The sequence below is a fragment of the Niallia sp. 03133 genome (assembly GCF_052663225.1).
Genome location: NZ_JBQTCY010000006.1, coordinates 30265 through 51736, shown reverse-complemented (window position 1 = coordinate 51736; position 21472 = coordinate 30265). Strand labels below are relative to the sequence as shown.

19 protein-coding genes and 1 other annotated feature are annotated in these 21472 nt (G+C 35.7%); of the genes, 6 read left to right on the top strand and 13 right to left on the bottom strand.

The window, feature by feature from the left end; genetic code table 11:
• Positions 1–141 precede the first annotated feature (141 nt).
• Both ACTYBU_RS10110 and ACTYBU_RS10105 read right to left on the bottom strand, forming a co-directional pair.
• Entirely contained in the window at positions 142–861 is a 720-nt protein-coding gene (locus ACTYBU_RS10110; RefSeq protein WP_445489371.1) for a pseudouridine synthase, read from the bottom strand.
• 43 nt (positions 862–904) lie between these two features.
• On the bottom strand, positions 905–2530 hold the full coding sequence (locus ACTYBU_RS10105) for a putative polysaccharide biosynthesis protein (protein WP_445489369.1): 1626 nt from the start codon (positions 2528–2530) through the stop codon (positions 905–907).
• A gap of 280 nt (positions 2531–2810) precedes the next feature.
• On the opposite strand from ACTYBU_RS10105, the gene ACTYBU_RS10100 reads away from it, so the two are divergent.
• Positions 2811–4097 carry an NAD(P)/FAD-dependent oxidoreductase gene (locus tag ACTYBU_RS10100; RefSeq protein WP_445489367.1) on the top strand — a complete coding sequence of 429 codons (1287 nt, stop codon included), beginning with the start codon at positions 2811–2813 and terminating at the stop codon, positions 4095–4097.
• Between the two features lie 83 nt (positions 4098–4180).
• On the opposite strand, the gene ACTYBU_RS10095 is transcribed toward ACTYBU_RS10100, so the two are convergent.
• The 5 genes from ACTYBU_RS10095 to ACTYBU_RS10075 form a co-directional block, all read right to left on the bottom strand.
• Positions 4181–4363, bottom strand: a complete 183-nt coding sequence (locus ACTYBU_RS10095; protein WP_445489365.1) for a sporulation protein Cse60 — start codon at positions 4361–4363, stop codon at positions 4181–4183.
• Between the two features lie 382 nt (positions 4364–4745).
• Entirely contained in the window at positions 4746–5048 is a 303-nt protein-coding gene (locus tag ACTYBU_RS10090) for a rhodanese-like domain-containing protein (RefSeq protein WP_445489363.1), read from the bottom strand.
• Between the two features lie 816 nt (positions 5049–5864).
• The gene (leuS, locus tag ACTYBU_RS10085; RefSeq protein WP_445489362.1) at positions 5865–8285 is read right to left on the bottom strand and encodes a leucine--tRNA ligase; all 2421 of its coding nucleotides are present in this window, start codon (positions 8283–8285) and stop codon (positions 5865–5867) included.
• Between the two features lie 72 nt (positions 8286–8357).
• Positions 8358–8581, bottom strand: a binding site (T-box leader).
• Positions 8582–8798: 217 nt separating this feature from the next.
• Positions 8799–9962, bottom strand: coding sequence for an amidase (locus ACTYBU_RS10080; RefSeq protein ID WP_445489360.1), 1164 nt, complete (start codon positions 9960–9962; stop codon positions 8799–8801).
• 39 nt (positions 9963–10001) lie between these two features.
• On the bottom strand, positions 10002–10571 hold the full coding sequence (locus ACTYBU_RS10075; RefSeq protein ID WP_445489359.1) for a histidine phosphatase family protein: 570 nt from the start codon (positions 10569–10571) through the stop codon (positions 10002–10004).
• A gap of 234 nt (positions 10572–10805) precedes the next feature.
• Here ACTYBU_RS10075 and ACTYBU_RS10070 point away from each other — a divergent pair, with 234 nt between their 5' ends.
• On the top strand, positions 10806–11363 hold the full coding sequence (locus tag ACTYBU_RS10070; RefSeq protein WP_445489357.1) for a TetR/AcrR family transcriptional regulator: 558 nt from the start codon (positions 10806–10808) through the stop codon (positions 11361–11363).
• A 38-nt stretch (positions 11364–11401) separates the two neighbouring features.
• Positions 11402–11770: a DMT family transporter gene (locus ACTYBU_RS10065; RefSeq protein WP_445489355.1), complete on the top strand. Its 369-nt coding sequence runs from the start codon at positions 11402–11404 to the stop codon at positions 11768–11770.
• Positions 11771–11908: 138 nt separating this feature from the next.
• Here ACTYBU_RS10065 and ACTYBU_RS10060 read toward each other — a convergent pair whose 3' ends face one another.
• Together ACTYBU_RS10060 and ACTYBU_RS10055 are read right to left on the bottom strand one after the other, a co-directional pair.
• Positions 11909–12088 carry a glycogen biosynthesis protein GlgD gene (locus ACTYBU_RS10060; protein ID WP_445489353.1) on the bottom strand — a complete coding sequence of 60 codons (180 nt, stop codon included), beginning with the start codon at positions 12086–12088 and terminating at the stop codon, positions 11909–11911.
• Positions 12089–12099: 11 nt separating this feature from the next.
• Complete coding sequence (locus ACTYBU_RS10055) at positions 12100–12363, bottom strand: YtzC family protein (protein ID WP_445489351.1); 264 nt, start codon at positions 12361–12363, stop codon at positions 12100–12102.
• Positions 12364–12665: 302 nt separating this feature from the next.
• On the opposite strand from ACTYBU_RS10055, the gene ACTYBU_RS10050 reads away from it, so the two are divergent.
• The gene (locus ACTYBU_RS10050; protein ID WP_445489349.1) at positions 12666–13628 is read left to right on the top strand and encodes a TIGR01212 family radical SAM protein; all 963 of its coding nucleotides are present in this window, start codon (positions 12666–12668) and stop codon (positions 13626–13628) included.
• The gene (locus ACTYBU_RS10045; RefSeq protein ID WP_445489347.1) at positions 13625–14197 is read left to right on the top strand and encodes a class I SAM-dependent methyltransferase; all 573 of its coding nucleotides are present in this window, start codon (positions 13625–13627) and stop codon (positions 14195–14197) included. Before ACTYBU_RS10050 ends, ACTYBU_RS10045 begins: the two co-directional genes overlap by 4 nt.
• A gap of 181 nt (positions 14198–14378) precedes the next feature.
• On the opposite strand, the gene ACTYBU_RS10040 is transcribed toward ACTYBU_RS10045, so the two are convergent.
• Together ACTYBU_RS10040 and ACTYBU_RS10035 are read right to left on the bottom strand one after the other, a co-directional pair.
• Positions 14379–15473, bottom strand: a complete 1095-nt coding sequence (locus tag ACTYBU_RS10040) for a tetraprenyl-beta-curcumene synthase family protein (RefSeq protein WP_445489346.1) — start codon at positions 15471–15473, stop codon at positions 14379–14381.
• A 103-nt stretch (positions 15474–15576) separates the two neighbouring features.
• On the bottom strand, positions 15577–16380 hold the full coding sequence (locus tag ACTYBU_RS10035) for an alpha/beta fold hydrolase (protein ID WP_445489679.1): 804 nt from the start codon (positions 16378–16380) through the stop codon (positions 15577–15579).
• Positions 16381–16733: 353 nt separating this feature from the next.
• On the opposite strand from ACTYBU_RS10035, the gene ACTYBU_RS10030 reads away from it, so the two are divergent.
• Positions 16734–17585 (top strand): C39 family peptidase, encoded by an 852-nt coding sequence (locus tag ACTYBU_RS10030; protein ID WP_445489344.1) that lies wholly within the window; start codon positions 16734–16736, stop codon positions 17583–17585.
• Here ACTYBU_RS10030 and asnB read toward each other — a convergent pair.
• Entirely contained in the window at positions 17575–19479 is a 1905-nt protein-coding gene (gene asnB, locus ACTYBU_RS10025) for an asparagine synthase (glutamine-hydrolyzing) (RefSeq protein ID WP_445489342.1), read from the bottom strand. The genes ACTYBU_RS10030 and asnB overlap by 11 nt on opposite strands.
• 679 nt (positions 19480–20158) lie before the next feature.
• Positions 20159–21364: a methionine adenosyltransferase gene (gene metK, locus ACTYBU_RS10020; protein ID WP_445489340.1), complete on the bottom strand. Its 1206-nt coding sequence runs from the start codon at positions 21362–21364 to the stop codon at positions 20159–20161.
• Positions 21365–21472: the final 108 nt, after the last annotated feature.

Genomic DNA, 21472 nt, shown 5'->3' with positions numbered 1-21472 from the left:
CAAGTAGATTTCAAATAATTCTCAAATCCTCTTCTTTCTTCAAAAGACATATTATTATAATCAAAGCCCCGATAACTTCTTATTTGTCTGAAGTTATCGGGGCTGAGTTCTTCTCTAGATTCCACCTAATTTTCTATTTTATTATTTAACTTCATATGAGTGTAACAACTCTACTTCTTCATCGGTTAATTCACGATATTCACCAAGTTCTAATGTGTCATCTAACAATAAAGGACCCATTGATATCCTTTTCAAATAGATTACTTTCTTATCAACACTTTCAAACATCCTTTTTACTTGATGAAACTTTCCTTCTGAAATGGTTAGTTCAATATCAGATGTTTCTCCCGATTTTAGTATCTTTAATTCTCCAGGTTTTGTTGCATATCCATCGTCAAGGACTACTCCATTTTTAAAGGCAGTAATATCTTCATCGGTTACCTCCCCTTTTATAACGGCAAAATATGTTTTTGGAACATGTTTTTTGGGCGACAAAAGCCTATGAGACAGCTTTCCATCATTTGTAATGAGCAAAAGCCCTTCTGTATCTTTATCTAACCGACCTACTGGAAACGGATTATACACCGAATCTTCTATTTGCAGCAAATCAACTACAGTTTCTTCTCTTGTATCTTCTGTTGCTGAAATAACACCTGGAGGCTTATTCATCATTAAATAAATAAACTCTTTATATTCCACGATATCACCGTATAGGGTAACAACATCTTTAGCAGGATCTACCTGCAGTTTTGCATCTTTTACAATTTCCTCATTTATTTTTACTACCTTATTTTTTAACAGCATCTTTACTTCTTTTCTGCTGCCATAGCCAAGATTTGCTAGCATTTTATCAATTCTCATTTTTTTCACAACCTAAACTTTTTTTCCATAATTGACTTTCCATTTAAAAAGGTAGTCTCAACTTTCGCTTAATACTTACTGCTCTCTCCCCAAATAAAATATAGATTAATTTCGTTCGATATGCTAAATAAGCATAAATAATGACTCCTAAAAGACCTGTTAAAATCACGATAATAAAAGAAGCAGCCACCGATTTGGTTGATAAAAACAGCGTTAACAGCTTATAAGTCAATTCCGAGCCAATAAGCATCATCACCGTAAACCCAAGGATCAGCACGCATCTTCTAAATACTAATTTAAAAGAATAGTTGGCATACACTTTAATGACAGCTAAATTAATAATAATAGATACTGTGTACCCTAATGCAGTTGCTAAAATCGCACCAACCGTTTCCCATTTTTCTATCAGCGGAATATTCAGGCTTAATTTCAACAAAATACCTACTAATAAACTAAGCATGGTAAAACGCTGCTCATTGATCCCTTGCAGAATAGCTGCTGTTACTGCATATAAAGAAAATAAAATAGCAACTGGTGAATACATCCTTAATACTTCTGTACCCAATTGCAGATCTGCTGTTCCGTAAAAAAGCCTATATACCGGCTCTGCCAAGACAGATAATCCAATAGTGGCCGGTAGTGTAATAAACAGCAGCACTTGAAACGTTTGATCTAAATTGTATTTGACATTCAATTGATCATTCTTAACAAAAGCTTTTGTAATCATTGGCACTAACGCTAACGAGAAAGCAGTAGCTAATGAAACTGGGATGATGACAATTTTATGTGTTTGATAATTAAAGATCGTTAAAGCCGTTTCTGAAACGGAACTCAACCCAATATTAGCCATCGCTAAATTGAAAGTTGTAGTATCAACTAGCTGAAAAAGCGGGTTTGCAATCCCAACAAATACAAATGGTGCAGCTGAAATAAGAATTTCTTTATACATAGAGGGCAGTGAAATATTGGTTAATTGCCCTTTGTCATTCAATAACAGCTTGTCTAGATTTCCTTTTCTTTTACTCCAATACCATAAAAGAACAGCAAGGCCTCCAAGAGCACCAATAAAGGCTGCAAAAGTTGCAATACTAACAGCTGTAATTAATTTTCCTTTTAGTACATAGATAACAATCGCCGCACCGCCAAGCAAAAACACAATCCTTACAATTTGTTCTATTACTTGTGAAACGGCAGAAGGTCCCATCGATTCATGTCCTTGAAAAAATCCTCTGATCAAACTCATAAATGGAACTACTATTAAAGCAAAGCTTACTGCGCGAATAACAGTAGTTACATCCTCCACTGTGGAAACTAAATCATCGTCCGGAATAATAATATCTGCTAAATAGGGCGCTATAAAATATACGAGTAAAAAAGCGACAACCCCAGTACAAGACATGACAAGCAAACCAGATTTAAATAATCTTCTTCCTAAAGCATATTCTCCCATTGCGTTATATTTGGAGATGAATTTACTAATAGCTAAGGGAATTCCAGCTGTTGCAATACTAATTACAATAGAATAAACTACATAAGAATATTGATATAAAGCTGTACCTTGTGTTCCGACAATCATATTAAATGGGATAACATAGAATAACCCCAGCGCTTTTGATATAATCGTTCCTAATGTTAGAATAAATGTACCTCTTAACAATTTTGATGACATAAAATCCCTTCCTTAAATGGATCTCAATAAAAAATGAATCTTCCATAATAGAAGAAGTCTTTTCCACCTTTTATCGTTTAAAAAACTCCATATGTATAGTAAAGCTTGCTAATATTTGCTAACATAACAAAGTATTTTAACATGAAAAGACACTTCTACAAACATGATATATAGAAGATTTCATGAACATTTTTAGACACACTATTAGTAGTTTACTCTTTCTTCCCAAGAAACGCTACTTTGTATATTAGAAAATCATAAAAAAGAGAGTTGATTATCGATGCATTATGATGTAATTGTAATCGGAGGCGGTCCCTCTGGATTAATGGCAGCAATAGGGGCAGCTGAAAATAAAGCGAAAGTATTATTAATTGATAAAGGAGACAAGCTTGGCAGAAAGCTTGCTATTTCAGGAGGCGGGAGATGTAATGTTACCAACCGCCTTCCAGTGGAAGAAATCATTAAACATATTCCTGGGAATGGCCGATTTCTATACAGCGGATTCTCTATTTTTAATAATGAAGATATTATTGCTTTTTTTGAAAAGCTTGGCATTGCTCTAAAAGAAGAAGATCACGGAAGAATGTTCCCTGTATCCAACAAAGCACAATCGGTCGTTGATGCTTTATTAAACGAATTAAGTAGACTAGGGGTTAAGGTAAAAACGAATACATCTGTAAAGAAGATACAATATCCAGAAAATTCTTCTAAAAAGATAATTTTAGAAAATGGAAGAACAGAATCCTGCACTTCATTAATTATTGCAGTTGGCGGAAAATCTGTTCCTCATACCGGTTCAACAGGTGATGGATATCCTTGGGCAAAAAAAGCAGGACATACGATTACTGAATTATTCCCAACAGAAGTTCCGGTCACTTCTAGCGAACCTTTTATCAAAGAAAAGGTTCTCCAAGGTTTATCCTTAAGAAATGTCGCACTAAGTGTTTTAAATCCAAAGGGAAAAGCACTGATTACCCATCAAATGGATATGATTTTTACTCATTTTGGCATAAGTGGTCCAGCTGTTCTCCGATGCAGTCAATTTGTCGTAAAAGCTTTAAAAAAATGGAATTTATCAGAAGTTGCAGTTTCGATTGATTCCTTTCCGTCTATTAAGGAAGATAAGCTGCTCGAGGATATAAAGCATATGATCAAAACAGATTCAAAAAAAGCAATTAAAAATACATTAAAAGGTTTTTTGACTGAACGCTATCTGCTCTTTTTGCTCGAGCTTGCAAAAATTGATCCAGCTGCCCAAGGAGCTACTATTGCTTTAGACAAGTTAAAACTATTTGCCTCTTATTGCAAAGCTTTTTCCTTCAAAGTAAATGGAACACTAGCATTAGAAAAAGCATTTGTAACTGGAGGAGGAGTTTCCATAAAAGAAATACATCCAAAAACGATGGGATCCAAGTTAATGGAGGGTCTTTATTTTTGTGGAGAAATATTGGATATTCATGGATATACAGGTGGATACAATATAACTTCTGCATTTGTAACAGGAAGATTAGCTGGAGTGAATGCTGCTGCATACGCCCTGCAGCATTCTGCATCTATCAAAGAATAAAAGTGAACCTTTCCATCAGTGGGGGTCTTACTGCCCGTTAAGAGTGGGATAAAAAAAGCTGAGTGCAAATATGCGCTCAGTTTCTATTTTCTATAAATAACCATCGACGAAAAACAGTAAATCTGTTCATCCTCTTCTTCCTGGATTGCCGCAACATTATATTTAATATCAATAAGTTTTTGTTCGTCTATTTTTTCTAAAAACTTATTCATCTCCAGCTCTAAGTCTTTTTCATGCTCTTGATCGAATAATTTAACTTTTATCATGGGCTGCCCCTCTCCTTAAAAGACATAATATTTCTATTATCAGTTTAGACAAAATTTATATTATTCAATCATTTCTTCGTCCATTCTTTAAAAACAAGGAGTAGAACAATCCAATAAAAATGGAATATTCCATACCGTTTTTTTCAGCTGCAAAACACAACTACATTGAAAAATTGATTCTATTCCATAACAAAAGATGAATAAAAAAGACTAAAATAGAATCATATCGAATCCTCACTAATCGAATTATTAGTGTTATTATTTCCTAATCTATCCTATTTATTTATGAGGAGATGCTTTTCATTATCTGCTCTTTTAAGGTAATAAACAAAAAGCTCTCCCGACGCAATATTATCGCACAACGTGGAAAAGCTTTTTTTATTTATTCAGTTTCGCCTCTCCAATCAAGCATGCCACCAAGCATATTTATTACTTGAAAGCCTTGGTCTTGAAGATAATAACATACATTTTCGCTTCTAACGCCAGATCGACAAATAAAAACATACTCTTTTTCTTTTGAAAAATAGTCTAAGTGTGCAGGGATATCATTCATTTTAATATGTTTTGCTCCAGGAATCATGCCCTGAGCCACTTCTTCGTCTTCCCGTACGTCAACCAGCTCTATTTTTTCTCCATTTTTTAATTTTAGTTCTAACTGCTCCGTTGTGATCTCTTTTATTTCCACTCTTCTTTTCCTCCATCTATTTTTTTATAAATAAGTTTATCCCACTCTTAACGGGCAGTAAGCCCCCTAACCTCAAGATGCTGAAAACGAGGAAGCTAGGTGGGGGATGAAGAACCCGCCACTGATAGAAAGATTCACCGTATTATCACTATGTAAATATTTATATCTTATTGTAATATAGAACAAACCATCCGAAGATGCAAATAAGAGGATTGTAGGAACAAAAGCGCAAGCGCCTTGATCATCACTGTACAAACTGGCCGATTAACTACGCCACGGCCTTATGTCTTCATCGGCACTTGTACATCCTGTACTTCGGAAGGGCTTCGACTGAGATAAGGCGAACCTTCCATCAGAAAATGTTTTCTTCCTGATGGTTAGATGAGTCGATCGGCCGTATACGGACAGTATGTCTAAATTAAGACTAGGCTTCTCAATTTAGAGCTAACCTATCTAAAATAAAGGAATTACTGTCCGTTAACGGTGGATAAAGGAAACACGATGAGCGCTAGCAAATCGATGTTGACTTATCGTAGGGAGATGACCTGAAGCTTGATAGGCGATAGGCGCTGGCCGATTAACTCCGCAAAAGAGGAAAATCGACTAAATACGCAACGTCCTGTTGCAACGTCGATTGACCCGCATCCTGCGAGCCTGTTGCAACATCGGCACTAGTACATCCTGTACGTCGGAGCTGGACGTGGACCAAACTGCTAAGTTATCCACAACTCTATTTCGTTTATAATTTCCTAGACAGCAAAAAAAAAGGTTCAACAGTGGATTGCTTTCCACGTTGAACCTTTTTTTTATAACTATTTAGTTAGCTACAATATTTACTAATTTTCCTGGTACCGCAATTACTTTTCGAACTGTTTTTCCATCAATTTGTTCCTTCACTTGAACATCATCCATTGCAATTTGCTCTAAAGCTTCTTTATTTGCATCTGCTGGAACCATAAGTTTTGTCTTTACTTTTCCATTAATTTGCACAACAATTTCTACTTCATCATCTACTAATTTTGCTTCATCATATGCTGGCCAAGCTTCATAGGCAATAGTAGAAGACTGTCCAGTCACCATTTCCCAAAGTTCTTCAGCAATATGCGGACAAATAGGTGAAAGTAATTTCACAAATCCTTCTACATACGATTTCGGCAATGTATTGGCTTTATAACATTCATTTATAAATACCATTAATTGAGAAATAGCCGTATTAAATCGAAGGCCTTCTATATCATCTGTCACTTTTTTTACTGTTTGATGGTAGATTTTGTCTAAAGATTTTTCTTCATCTATATCAGTAATTTTAGCTGATAGAGTACCATCATCATTCATAATCAATCGCCAAATGCGGTCAAGGAATCGTCTTGCACCATCAAGTCCTTTTGTAGACCATGCAATAGATGCGTCGAGCGGCCCCATAAACATTTCATAAAGGCGTAGTGTATCAGCGCCATGTGTCTCCACTATTTCATCTGGATTAACGACATTTCCTTTTGATTTACTCATCTTTTCATTATTTTCTCCCAAAATCATTCCTTGGTTAAATAATTTTTGGAATGGTTCTTTCGTTGGAACGATTCCTAAATCATAAAGGAACTTATGCCAGAATCGAGCATAAAGCAAATGCAATACTGCATGCTCAGCTCCACCAATATAGATATCCACAGGCAGCCATTCTTTAATTTTTTCCGGGTCTGCTAATTTTTCACTATTTTTTGGATCAATATAACGAAGATAATACCAGCAGCTGCCTGCCCATTGCGGCATAGTATTAGTTTCACGACGACCTTTTTTGCCTGTTTCAGGGTCTACAACATTCACCCATTCCGCAATATTCGCAAGTGGTGATTCTCCTGTACCAGATGGTTTAATTTCCGTTGTTTTCGGAAGGGTTAATGGCAATTGTTCAATCGGAACTCCTGTCATTGTTCCATCTTCCCAATGAATAATCGGAATCGGCTCTCCCCAGTAACGCTGGCGGCTAAATAGCCAGTCGCGCAGTCTGTACGTAATTTTCTTCTTCCCGATCCCTTTTTCTTCCAGCCAAGGAATCATTTTTGCAATTGCTTCTTCTTTATACAATCCGTTCAGGAAGTCAGAATTTACGTGCTTGCCATCCCCTGTATAAACTTCTTTTTCTAAATCTCCGCCAGCAACAACCTCTTTAATCGGAAGGTTAAATGTTTTGGCAAATTCATAATCTCTTTCGTCATGTCCAGGAACTGCCATAATGCTGCCAGTTCCGTAGCTGACCAGAACATAGTCTGCAATCCAAATCGGCAATTTTTCTCCGTTTACTGGATTAATTGCATAAGCACCTGTGAAAACGCCTGTTTTTTCTTTTGCAAGATCCGTTCTTTCTAAATCACTTTTGCTTTTTATTTTTTCTAAATAAGCTTCTACAGCAGTTTTTTGTTCAGCAGTTGTAATTTTTTCAACAAGTGCATGTTCTGGAGCTAAAACAGCATATGTTGCACCAAATAATGTATCTGGTCTTGTCGTGAAAACTGTAAAAGTTTCATCATAATTGTCGATTTGGAATGCAACTTCAGCACCTTCTGAGCGGCCAATCCAATTTCGCTGCATTTCTTTAATGCTTTCAGGCCAATCCACTTCTTTTAAGTCATCAATTAGGCGATCTGCGTATGCTGTTATTTTTAGCATCCATTGCTTCATCGGACGTCTTTCCACAGGATGTCCGCCGCGCTCGCTTTTTCCATCAATAATCTCTTCATTGGCTAACACCGTTCCAAGTGCAGGACACCAATTAACAGCTACTTCGTCTACATAAGCAAGCCCTTTTTCAAATAATTGCAAAAAGATCCATTGTGTCCATTTATAATATTCTGGATCTGTTGTATTAATTTCACGGTCCCAATCATAAGAGAATCCTAGTGACTTTATTTGACGTCTAAATGTGTCTATATTTTTTTTAGTAAAAATCGCTGGATCATTCCCAGTATCTAATGCATATTGTTCTGCTGGCAAACCAAATGCATCCCAGCCCATTGGATGCAAAACATTAAAGTCCTGCATTCTTTTCATACGGGAAAGAATATCAGTTGCTGTATATCCCTCTGGATGTCCAACATGCAACCCAGCTCCTGAAGGATATGGAAACATATCAAGTGCATAAAATTTCTTTTTGCCCATTTCTTCACTTGTTTTATAGGTTTTATTTTCTTCCCAATGGTTTTGCCATTTTTTCTCTATCTCACGATGATTAAAACTCATCTTTTTTCCTCCTATAGTGAAAAATATCCTATGATATCTTCATTTATTCAAAATAAAAAACCTCTCATCCCAAATAGGGACGAGAGGTATTATGTATGATCTCCCGCGGTACCACCCACATTAGTGAAAAACTCACTCACTTCGTTAAACCTTAACGCGGTGGACGGCAAGCATTACTGTTAGTTCACACTTGCAACTCAAAGGTGAGTTCAAGATGTTTTTTGGCTCGACTTTCACCAACCGTCAGCTCTCTAATGCAAAAAATCATCTTTACTATTCCTTATCCATGTTTTTTCCCTATATCTTTTACCTATTGTATTGTATTTCTTGTAAGGATGCAAGTAGCCTGACAGCAAATATGGGCTCTAGGATGAAAAGCCATTTATAATTATCAATAGTTGAAGGCTATACTTCGAAAAAAAAACGGATGCTTTTTCACCTGTATAAACCATATCGCCACTGAATATACAATATTATTATATGATTTGCGCTTTTTTTTCGTTCCTGATCTTCTTATTTGTCAAAACGGTCTGCTATCCATTGCAATAATTTTAAATCTTGATTTTTTCCTGCGATAAAAGATAATCCGATTGGTGCTTCTTCTATTTCAGCAATTGGAACATTCACTTGCGGCAATCCTGATAAGCCTGCAATACAGCATAATTGCAATGTTTGGCTTCTGCGAACCTCAAGATCTTCTGTCGGCAAGTTTAATAATGGTGCTACATCTGGTGCCGTTGGAATAACAAGGATTGCATCATCTTGTAAAAGCTGTTCCATTTTATGACGGATGTTTATTCTTTTTTCAAGTGCTGTTTCCACTTCATCAGCTGTTACTTTGCTTGCCATTTCAAATCTCTCTCTAATTCCAGGACCGAATGTTGGATTTTCCTTTTTAATCCATTCACCATGCTCTGCCCAAATTTCATTTGCTTGAAGAATACGGAAAACTTCCTTCCATTCTTGAAGTCCTTCTTCAGCGACTATTACAGATTCAGGATTTTCCACTATGCTCGGTAATTTGGATTGAAGCAGCTCTTTTACTTTTTCATCTGTTAATTCCCATGCGTCATCTGCTATTAAAAAACGAGTAAAAGGCTTTTGCTCCTCTTCTTTTGAATCGATTAAGGTTTTCCCTACTTTTAGTAGAACTTCTGCTTCTTTTGCCATCCATCCAACCGTATCAAAGCTTTTTGCTAAAGGAATAACTCCTTCAATTGGAACCAGGCCGTGTGTTGGACGAATGCCAAATAATCCACAATAAGAAGATGGAATTCGAACCGAACCGCCTGTATCTGTTCCTATTGAAAAATCTGTCAGCCCTCCTGCAGCTGTTACTGCTGAACCACATGAGGATCCACCTGGAATTCTTCGAGGATCCTTTGGATTTACAGGTGTCCCATAATGATAATTTTCTCCATTAAGACTGTACATTATTTCATCTGTAACAGTGGTTCCTTCCAAGGTCGCTCCACTTTGCAGAAGTCGAGTAAGTGCCGGTGCAGTATTATCAGCTGCTTCATGTGTTCTAAGCCAATCTGGATTGCCAGCAGAAGCAATATGCCCTTTTATTTGAAAAACATCTTTCACGGCAAAACGCATATTCGCTAATTCCCCGTCTCCTGTCGCTTCTATCTTTAAGTCTTTGTCCATATATGCCCCATAATTGTTTGTCATTTTAACATCTCCCATTATTCCAATTATTTTATTATATTTCTACAACAAATGATCCACTAAATTATAGTCTTTAATGGTCCATTTCTTCTCTTTATAATGAATATTGCTGATACATGCATTCATCAAATATGTATTCTCTAAGGTAATCTGATTTTCTGATAAAGTACTTAGAAGGGTATGGATTACTGCACCATGCGCTACTAATAATACATTTTTTTCTGGATAGGATAAAACCACTTTCTCGAGACCCCTGCTGATTCGATTCATTAATTCTTCCCGAGATTCCTGATTAGGATATTCTAAATCAGGATATAAAATTTCTCTTTCTTCTCTTGTTTTACCTTCAGCGTCTCCAAAGCTTCTTTCCATAAACTCTTCCATTTCGACAAGAGGCAAATTTAATGCTCCGTTAATAATCATTGCTGTTTCTTTGGCTCTTTTTAACGGGCTTGTTACGATAATGTCCCAATTAGAGCCTTTTAAATGATCCCGGCAATTCTCTGCTTGTTTTATGCCTTTTTCATTTAGTGGAATATCTGTTTTCCCTTGTATTTTCCCTAACGCATTCCAATCCGTTTCTCCATGTCGTATTAAACAAATATTGGTCATGAACTCGTTTCCTTCCTAAAAACATAATATCCTATCTATTAATGTAGTCGAAAAAATCTTATTTTTCAATTAAATCATAAGGAAAATATAGAACGAATTAACATTTTCCCTTGCTGTTACTTAGGAGGCATTTAGTCAAATCCGCACTGTAATGCTTTTCTTCTAAAGACTTAATCATTATATGATACAATGGTACCAATATAGTTTTTTCAGTACCAACGAGGAGGTGTCTGCTTGGATAAGGAGTTCATCTTGAAAGAAACACTTTTTTTAATAAAAGAAAAAGGATTTACTTTTACGGTTAGTGATATTGCTGCAAAAATTGGAAAAAGCAAACGAACAATCTATGCTTTATTTTCATCAAAAGAAGAAATTATTGAAATGTTAATCACAAATATCATAAAGGAGATGAAACAAAGGGAAGCTGAAATAGCGGAAAATAATGAATTAACTGCACTAGAAAAAATAAACAGGATATTAATTAGCTTGCCGAATGATTTTGATTTGATAAATATACGTTTATTAACAGAATTGAAAAAATATTATTATGAACAATGGAAAACATTAGATGCATATATCCAACAGGATTGGTCTACGATTAGAAAGCTGCTTCAGCAGGGAATGGACGATAAAGAAATACGCCATATAAATATTGATCTTTTTATTCAACTTTATTTAGGGAGCATCAGTCAAATTTATGATGTGAATTTCCCATTAAAACATGATTATTCTATGAAACATATTTTAACTTCTACTATGGAAATTCTTTTGCATGGTATATCAAATCGTTAAATGAATACAAAGAATGATAAAGAAAGAAGGGAAGTAGGATGCAATGGATATTCCTTAGTTTAGCGATTCTTTTTGAAGTTGCTGGAACTGTAAGCATGAAGTTTTCCTATGGGTTTACAAAAATTATCCCAAGCATTTTGCTTGTTATTTTTTATATTGCTGCTTTCGGATTTCTTACTTTAACATTAAAGGATATGGAGGTTTCCATTACTTATGCTATTTGGTCAGGACTGGGAATTGTACTAACTACTATCATTGGATTTTATTTTTTTCAGGAAAGTTTAAATCCGTTAAAAATTTTTTCTCTTGTACTCATTATTGCGGGAGTTATTTTGCTGAATTTATCCAGCAATCACGGCACCATTAATCAGTCAAACGAAAAAGAAGCCAATTCACAATCAAACTAGGTCGAGAGGAATTACCTCCAATTTTCTCCTATAGGTAACAGTCATTAGCAGTCAGCGTAACACCTCGTAAAAATTATTAATAGCGCCTTCCCCATCTTCCTTTTTTGATGAGGAAGGCTTACCACGACTGGAAACGGCCTATTTTGATTGCTCTGGCTCCGGTCTAAATTTGGATTTAACAGGTTGTCCACCCGTTTTTTCATATTTCTTTTTAGATAACTTAACTGGCTCAAACGCTGAACCAAGTTCTATATCTTGACTATTTATTCCATTTCGTGTTTTTTGTTCTGGATTATTTAGCTTTGAACGTTTTTTCATTCTTTTCCCCCTTAATGCATTTGAATAGTCATTTCTGCTTGCAATTGGTCAAGTCTTATTTTCATTCTATTTAACTGCTCACGCTGCTGTGGATTTGCACTATGTGCCATTACAATCAAATCATTTGTTACTCCTTCTAGCTTTAATTGGGCTTCACTGAATTCATCCGTATTATAGTGCTCTTGCATGCTTCCAATTTTATTTTGTTCTTGTGCATAATCTATGACCTCATTGCATCTTTGCAAAAGTTCATCCACTGATTGTCGAGTCGCCATTTATTAGACCTCCCCATTACCTTTAGAAGCAAAGTGCTTCTCGCTTATTATTGGTTAATACTGTACGTCTTATAACTTCCTTTTCTTTACTGTATAACTCCATTAAGCAATAGCTTTACTCTGAAAAAATCTATTTGGAGAAGCCGTAAACTCATGTTAAAATTTTGTATGGAATAGTGTACAGAGCCTTTATTAGATTTGACGCTCCTCCTTTCCTTGTTAGATCGTGGAGAAGAAGTACGAGTCTCCATGGAAGTTGCGATAAAAAAATAAATTAAACTTCATGTTAGGAGGTTGTTGATATGAATCACAACCCTTTTCCATATGCTTCCGATAATAAAAGATATCACACATGGAATTATCATTTGCGAAATGAATTTGGGCATAAAGTGTTTAAAATCGCCTTGGACGGCGGCTTTGATTGTCCCAATAGAGATGGCACTGCAGCTTACGGTGGCTGTACATTCTGCAGTGCCGCAGGTTCCGGTGATTTCGCCGGGAATCGCGTCGACAGCTTAGAAAAACAGTTTCATGATATAAAAAACAAAATGCATGCAAAATGGAAAGATGGCAAATACATGGCTTATTTCCAGGCTTATACCAATACACATGCACCTGTTGAAGAATTACGCGAAAAATATGAAACGGTGCTTAACCAAGAAAATGTGGTTGGCCTCTCTATTGCCACTCGACCAGACTGTCTTCCAGATGATGTTGTTGAATATTTGGCAGAATTAAATGAACGAACCTATTTATGGGTCGAATTAGGATTGCAGACAGTGCATGATAAAACAGGCGACTTGATTAACCGTGCCCACGACTTTTCCTGTTACGAAGAAGGCGTTAAAAAGTTAAGAAAGCATAACATTCGAGTATGCTCTCATATCATCAATGGGCTTCCATTAGAAACAAACGACATGATGATGCAGACTGCTGAGGCGGTCAGCAGCTTGGATGTACAAGGAATAAAAATCCATTTGCTTCATTTATTAAAAGGAACACCTATGGTGAAACAATACGAAAAAGGTATACTTGAATTTCTTACATTCGACGATTATGTATCTTTAGTATGTGATCAGCTGGAGATTTTACCACCAGAAATGATTATTCATCGAATAACTGGAGATGGACCGATTGAATTAATGGTAGGCCCAATGTGGAGTGTAAATAAATGGGAAGTGTTGAATAGCATTGACGCAGAATTAAAGAAAAGAAATAGCTGGCAAGGGAAATACTATAAAACAAACAAGAAGGCAACAGTATGAAATTAGACCGAATTCTCCCTTTTGCCCGCCGCTTATTGGAAAAAAGTGTAGCTGCTGGAGATATAGCCGTGGATGCTACCATGGGAAATGGACATGACACCTTATTTCTAGCAGAACTTGTAGGCGATTCAGGAAAAGTGTTCAGTTTTGATATTCAGCAAGCTGCACTAATTGAAACAGAAAAAAAATTAACAGAACATACATTAAATGATCGTGCAACTCTTTCTTTACGTGGGCATGAACACATTAAGGACATTATTCCGGAATCGTATTATGGAAAATTAACAGCAGCCGTTTTTAACCTTGGCTATTTACCTGGTGGGGATAAATCTATTGTAACAACAGCAACCACTACCATTTCTGCCATTGAACAGCTGCTGGACATAATGGCACCTGAAGGCATCATTGTTATGGTAATTTATCATGGACATCCAGAAGGAATGCTGGAGAAGGATGAGCTTTTATCATATGTAGAGTCCATTAATCAAAAAGATGCTCACGTACTGCAATACCGCTTTATGAACCAGGCGAACAATCCTCCATTCATTGTTGCGATTGAAAAAAGATAATAATAATTATCCTTTTAGATAGGTATATGTTAGCAAAGGGAGCATACAATTTTGATGCTCCCTTTACGTTGACAAATCGTCTTTTCATTCATCTATCCTACATTTCTTTAAAACTACGTTCATGTAAAAATCTTCTACCTGAATACAAGTAGACTCTCAGCACGGATTAACGAGAAGAGCCTTATTTTAAAAGGGTTTTCATTATACTAGTAGGCACTATTTTTTGAAATTTACGGTAGGCTCTTCCATTTAAATAAAAAAAGTAGCCGATCGGACCAGATGTTTTAATCATTTCTCTTGCTAGTTTCCTAATATTCTGCTGCCTATTTACTTTTTCGTCAGATAAATAAACACCCAATAACCCTCTGTTGATTAATTTATGAAACTGTTGATGTGGAAGTGCTTTCGTATGCTTATCAGCTTCTACTACAAAATATTTCAAACGATTAAAAAGCTCTTTTTCATCTTTATAATAAAAACAGAAGTTTAAATCACCACCAGCTCGATCCTCTTCTTGATCAATAAAATAATCTAATAAAATATGCAATCCTTGTATATATGGAAAATATCCATCTCGGATATTTAAAGCATGATTTGGTTTAAAATCCTTACGGAATGCATAGGAAACTAAACAAAATATTCCCAAAGTAGAACCGGAACATGCAGAAAATTCATACCATTCCATCTCAGGGATAAGATGCTTATTGCCATCAAACCAAGATCTTAATCGAGGAATTCGTTCTTCTACGATTACATGCTTATGAATTTGCAGGTCACAATAATAGCCGCAGAGCTCCATTAAATACTCTTTAATATGTATATAATTATCCAGCTTAGAAAGGGCTTCACGACAAGTTTTTGCTAAATCATGCAAGTATCCCCCATCATCTTGATCTCCTCGAAGACGATAATAATTATTTGGCTTTGCATCCAATGTTAGTGCATGCATCATGGATTCATGCAATGCAGAAAAATCTTCTGGATCAAGTGAAGTACTGCGGTCACATAAATTATCCAAATAATCACTGATTGTCTGATAGGCAACAATGAATTTTATTGCATCTTTATAGTTCTCCTTTGCAATAAGAGCCATTATTGATCCGCCTTCGCAATGAAAGGTCTTTTGCTCAATACTTGCTAAAGCTTGTTTTCGAAGCTCTTGATTTGGTATGGCATTTGCTCTATCTGTCCAGTATTTTAATTCTTTATGAACAACAGGAAACACTTTCAAATAGACTTTCGACATTAAAGAAAGCGGCATAATTGGTACTGACATGTTAAAAACCTCACTTATAGTGTGTGTTCAAAAAAAGCGGATTTGGAGAGGAAGCCAACAGATAATTTGCTGCTTAACTTTTGGTTCCATTTTGAACACCCTCTTATACAATATACCCAACAGATTTTAACTGACTGATGATAAAATCCTTTGCATATTCATAAACTTCTTCTCTTTCTGGTTCATTAAATATTTCATGATAGCATTTCGGCCATTCTTTATATCTCTTTTCAGATAATGGTACCATATTAAACCAGTTTTTCACCATTTTTTTATCTACTACTAAGTCCCCTCCTCCTTGCATTAACAATAGAGGGAGGTCTTGTGTTTTATTCACTTCGGTAAATGCAAGCTTAATTGCACCAACCAACTCTCGGTACCATCTAACCGATACCTTTGTTATATATAATGTATCATTGCAATCAATTTCGCGAACGGATTCATTCCTTGTAGCTAATTCGATTGTTAAGCCTGTCTTCATTCGGAATGTCGGAATCAATTTATTTAACAATACCGATAGCAAATTTAACATCCTATTTGGATTATTAATTAATCCAAAACAAGGAGATGATAAGATTAACCCCGCCAGCTTTAATTTTTCTTGCTGCAGCAATCGAATAGAAGCTAAGCCACCTAAACTATGGCCCATTAAAAAAACTGGCAATTGAAATTGATAGGCTGCTTGAATCCAGTCCTTTATTTCTATGGTATAATCATCAAAAGAATCAATATGTCCTCTGCTGGATCTTGTTGTCATTCCTTGCCCAGGGAGATCTCCCATCACAACATGAAAACCAGATAATCGAAACATTTCAATAAGCCAGCCATATCTTCGATGATGCTCCATTGCACCATGAACAATTACTATGACTGCTTTTGCTTCACCTTCTGCTTCCCATTTCCACATAATAACTGCTCCCCCATTCCAATCTTCCTTCATCCTTCTTTATTTTATTATGTAGCAGGTCCCGTACTTTGACAAATTTTAAAAGTGTCTTGTCTGGTTAGACCTTAATTTACACTTTTCACTAATTCCTATCATTCCCTAATATTAAATAAATTATAGCAGGATTCCACTTGAATATAAGCTGCTTGAAAATAATATCACTTAATTGTACGAATGATAATGATATGCTTTATTAGTAATAGCTACATTATTTATTTTTCAAAGAACAATTTGTACAAATAATTTATTTCTTTTTCTTAACTTTTTTATCATTTGACCGATATAAATTAATAATAGTTAATTAGGTGAAAATAATGAACTCAAATGCAATTATTTTATATTCAATGATAGGGTTATTGTTTCTGCTATTTTTATCCATTCAAAAAAAGCTGACAATCTATTTAAAAAGTTTTATTTTCGCTTTAATTCTTATCGTAACGGCTGCGGGAGTCTATGTCCTTAATTTTAAAGATGTTGGCGAAATAGCCTTTGCTAAAGAATTAACAATAGAACTTACATCAAACAGGACAGCAAAAAAAGAACCAAAACCTGCTGTTAAAAAAAATGTGCAATTAAATGCTCCTACAATAAAGCAATTGCCTGAGCTTCCAAGAGGCTGTGAAGTAACAAGTTTAGCCATGCTACTTCAGTACTCTGGCATTGATGTGGATAAAATGATCCTTGCAGAAAAAATAAAGAAAGATTCTACTCCATATAAACGACAAAATGGAAAAATCTATTTCGGTAATCCAAATATTGGATTTGTAGGTAATATGTATACGTTACAAGAGCAGGGATTTGGTGTATATCACAAGCCAATTGCTGAATTAGCAGAAAAATATTTGCCAAATAAAATTCTTGATTTAACTGGCTCTGATTTTGAAAAACTAAAAATTCAACTCTCAGAAAATCGGCCAGTTTGGGTTATTACGAATACAAAATATAAAAAACTGCCGAATAATCAGTTTCAAATATGGAAAACCCCAAGTGGCACCATTAAAATAACTAAATCCGAACATTCTGTTTTACTCACAGGGTATGATCATGATTTTATTTATTTTAATGACCCGCTTACAGGAAAAAAAAATAAAAAAGCACCCATAAAAGAATTCCAAGAATCCTGGGTGCAAATGGGAAGTCAAGCTGTTACATATATTAATTCCTAACAGCTTGTACTTTTTTCTCTTTGGCATATTCCTCTTCGAAGGAATATTTTTTTTCGATATAAATGCTATGCCAAACCATAAACATTAAAACAGTCCATATTTTACGGCTATTATCTGCTTTTCCTTGGCAATGATCTTCTAATAACTGTAAAATAATAGATTTATTTAATAGATGATCTGTATCGCTTTCTTTAATAATATTTTTTGCCCATTCGTTCATTTCGGCTTTTAACCAGTGGCGAATCGGAACAGGGAACCCTAATTTTTTACGATTCAGCACATGTTCTGGTACAAAAGATTCGGCTGCTTTGCGCAAAATATATTTAGTTGTTCCATTTGCAGTTTTTAGGCTTGTTGGAATTTTTGAAGCCACCTCAAATACAGCTTTATCTAAAAATGGTACACGCAATTCTAATGAATGTGCCATGGTCATTCTATCTGCTTTCAGTAGAATATCTCCACGCATCCATGTATGAATATCAATAAATTGCATTCTATCAACAGGATCATACCCTTTACTTTCATTGTATAATGACTTCGTAATATTTGTATAATGCAAATTGTTATTGTAAACCGATAATAACTTTTGTTTTTCTTCTTCTTTAAACATTTTTGCATTTCCGATATAACGTTCTTCCATCGGGGTTACACCACGTTCAATAAAGCTTTTCCCTTTAACACCTTCAGGCAGCATGGTTGCAATGGTACGCAATAATAATTTTCCAGCTCTTGGAATTTTATTAAATACTTCCAATGATTGAGGTTCACGGTAAATATTATAGCCGCCAAATAATTCATCTGCTCCTTCACCTGAAAGAACCACTGTCACATGTTTGCGCGCTTCTCGTGCAACAAAATATAAGGGAACGCATGCAGGATCTGCTAAAGGATCATCCATATGCCACATGATTTTTGGTATTTCGTTCATATATTCTTCAGGAGAGATAACATAATTAATATTCTCTACTCCTAGTTTATCTGCTGTTTCTTTGGCCACATCGATTTCACTGAATCCATTATGATCAAAGCCAACAGAGAATGTTTTAATAGCCGGATGAAATTCTTTTGCAATGCTAGCAATGATAGAAGAATCAATCCCGCCAGACAAGAAAGATCCAACTGGCACATCACTTCTCATATGCATTTTTACACTATCAAACAATACATCTTTTATCTCTTTTACAAAATCATCTTCTGATTTATTGACAGGCATAAAGGAAGCTTTCCAATAACGTTTAATTTCCATTGGAGATCCGATTTTTTTCGTAAAATAATGACCAGGTTCCAACTTATTAATGCCTTCAGACATCGTATGTGGTTCTGGAACAAATTGATACGTTAAATAATGCTGAAGCGATTCATAGTTTAATACATCGCTTTCTAAGGCCATTAAAATACTTTTCTTTTCCGATGCAAAAAATGTTTTTTCACCATCATCAAAATAAAAGAAAGGTTTAATGCCAAATGGATCACGTGCTCCAAACAAAGTTTCTTCTTGTTTATCCCATATAATAAAAGAGAACATGCCGCGTAGTTTTTCTACCGCTTTTTCTTTTTCATGGCTGTATAAGGCAATAATAACTTCTGTATCTGAATGCGTTTGGAATGTCAATCCAGCGTTGATCAGTTCTTCTCTAATTTCTAAATAATTGTAAACTTCTCCATTGAATATAATCCAATATCTCTCATTCTCATAGGTTAACGGCTGATGTCCGCTTTCAATATCTATAATACTTAATCTTCTAAAGCCAAATTGAATATGATTATCGTAATAATACCCTTCATCATCAGGACCACGATGGGTAATAATTCGATTCATTTCTGCAAATTTCTCTTTTTGCTCAGCTTGAAAGTTTTGTGCTTTTTCATGTACGCAGCCTACAAAACCACACATACAGCTCACCTTCCCTATTCATTTGTAATTGTTGTTTTTATAGGATATCCCTGTTTTAAAAGGTTGTCAGAATAAAAGTAATTTTTTAAGTCTTAAGAAGCCAAATGCTTCTCCTACTTTTATTTTGTTTGATCGTAAATATAGTGTAAATAATTTACTTTTGATTATACCATCTAGTTTTCTATTGTATCATAAATCAATCGGTATACCTATTAGACGTAAAATAAAAATACTAGTTACAGGGAGATAGGCAACCGCTTTCTTTCCTTGTTGCTCGTCTTCTCAGATGCTTATTAAACATAGGAGTCCTCTCGATTTCTATTATCCTAAAAAACGCCACAATTCTTAATATTTTACAGAACATAAAGAAGATGCACTTCTGTGCATCTTCTCAGGCTGTCGCCAAACGCTCGATTTCTTCGTTGTTCGCTTTACTCGGATGCGCCTTACTGGGTAACAGAGATTGAACGACAAAGTACGTATGAAAGAGAAATCGACGTTGCCACGTCCTGTGGCAACATCGATTGACTCGCATCCTGCAAGCCTGTGACAACCTCGTTATGACCAACATCCTTTTGTCCGCAGCTCCTCCCAAATCTTCAAGCCTCAAAATAAAACGTTCTCAATCAGCCTAAAGTTTGTGCAAATACGACTTTTTCTACACTATATGAATGTGTCTTTAGTTATTCGCTGCAACAGCCTTTTTAAGAATTTCCGCTTTATCTGTACGCTCCCATGGCAAATCAAGATCATTGCGGCCAAAATGACCATAAGCTGCTGTCTGCTTATAAATTGGACGACGTAAATCTAGCATTTTTATGATTCCAGCTGGGCGCAAATCAAAATGTTTACGAACTGCTTCTACCAATATATCTTCTGATACTGTTCCTGTTCCGAATGTATCAATGGAAATAGAAACAGGCTGAGCTACACCGATAGCATAAGCTAGCTGTACTTCTACTTTATCCGCCAACTCTGCGGAAACAATATTTTTCGCTACATAACGGGCTGCATATGCTGCAGAACGATCAACCTTTGTTGGATCTTTCCCGGAGAAAGCTCCTCCACCGTGGCGTGCGTAACCACCGTATGTATCAACAATGATTTTGCGGCCAGTTAAACCAGCATCGCCTTGTGGACCGCCAATAACAAAACGGCCAGTTGGGTTAATAAAATATTTTGTATTTTCATCCATTAGTTCCGCTGGTACCACAGGTTTAATAACATATTCTTTTATATTGCGCTGAATTTGTTCTAATGTAATTTCCGGATGATGCTGTGTACTAATAACAATTGCATCGATGCGAACTGGCTGGTTATTCTCATCGTATTCTACTGTTACTTGTGTTTTGCCATCTGGACGAAGATATGGAAGAATTTCTTCTTTGCGAACTTCTGCTAATCTTCTTGATAGTTTATGTGCTAATGAAATTGGCAATGGCATTAGCTCTTTTGTTTCATTACATGCAAATCCGAACATTAACCCTTGGTCACCAGCACCAATAGCTTCTATTTCTTCGTCTGTCATTTTTCCTTCACGTGCCTCTAGAGCCTGATCTACCCCTAATGCAATATCCGCAGATTGTTCATCGATTGATGTTAATACGGCACTAGTTTCTGCATCAAAACCATATTTTGCACGAGTATAACCGATTTCTTTTACTGTTTCTCGAACTATTTTTGGGATATCTACATATGTAGATGTTGTAATTTCTCCTGCAACCAGTACTAATCCAGTTGTAACAGAAGTTTCTGCAGCTACACGGGCATTAGCATCTTTTTCCAGAATTGCGTCTAAAATAGCATCTGAAATCTGGTCACAAATTTTATCTGGATGACCTTCAGTTACCGATTCAGAAGTGAACAAGCGACGTTTTGTTGCCATTCTGATTTTCCTCCTTATTTATCGAAAAATAAAAGCGAGGTCTTTTCGTTTGGAGAATCCTTCCCTACAAACCTCTGGTTGATACGGTACTCATTCCCTAGATAGTAT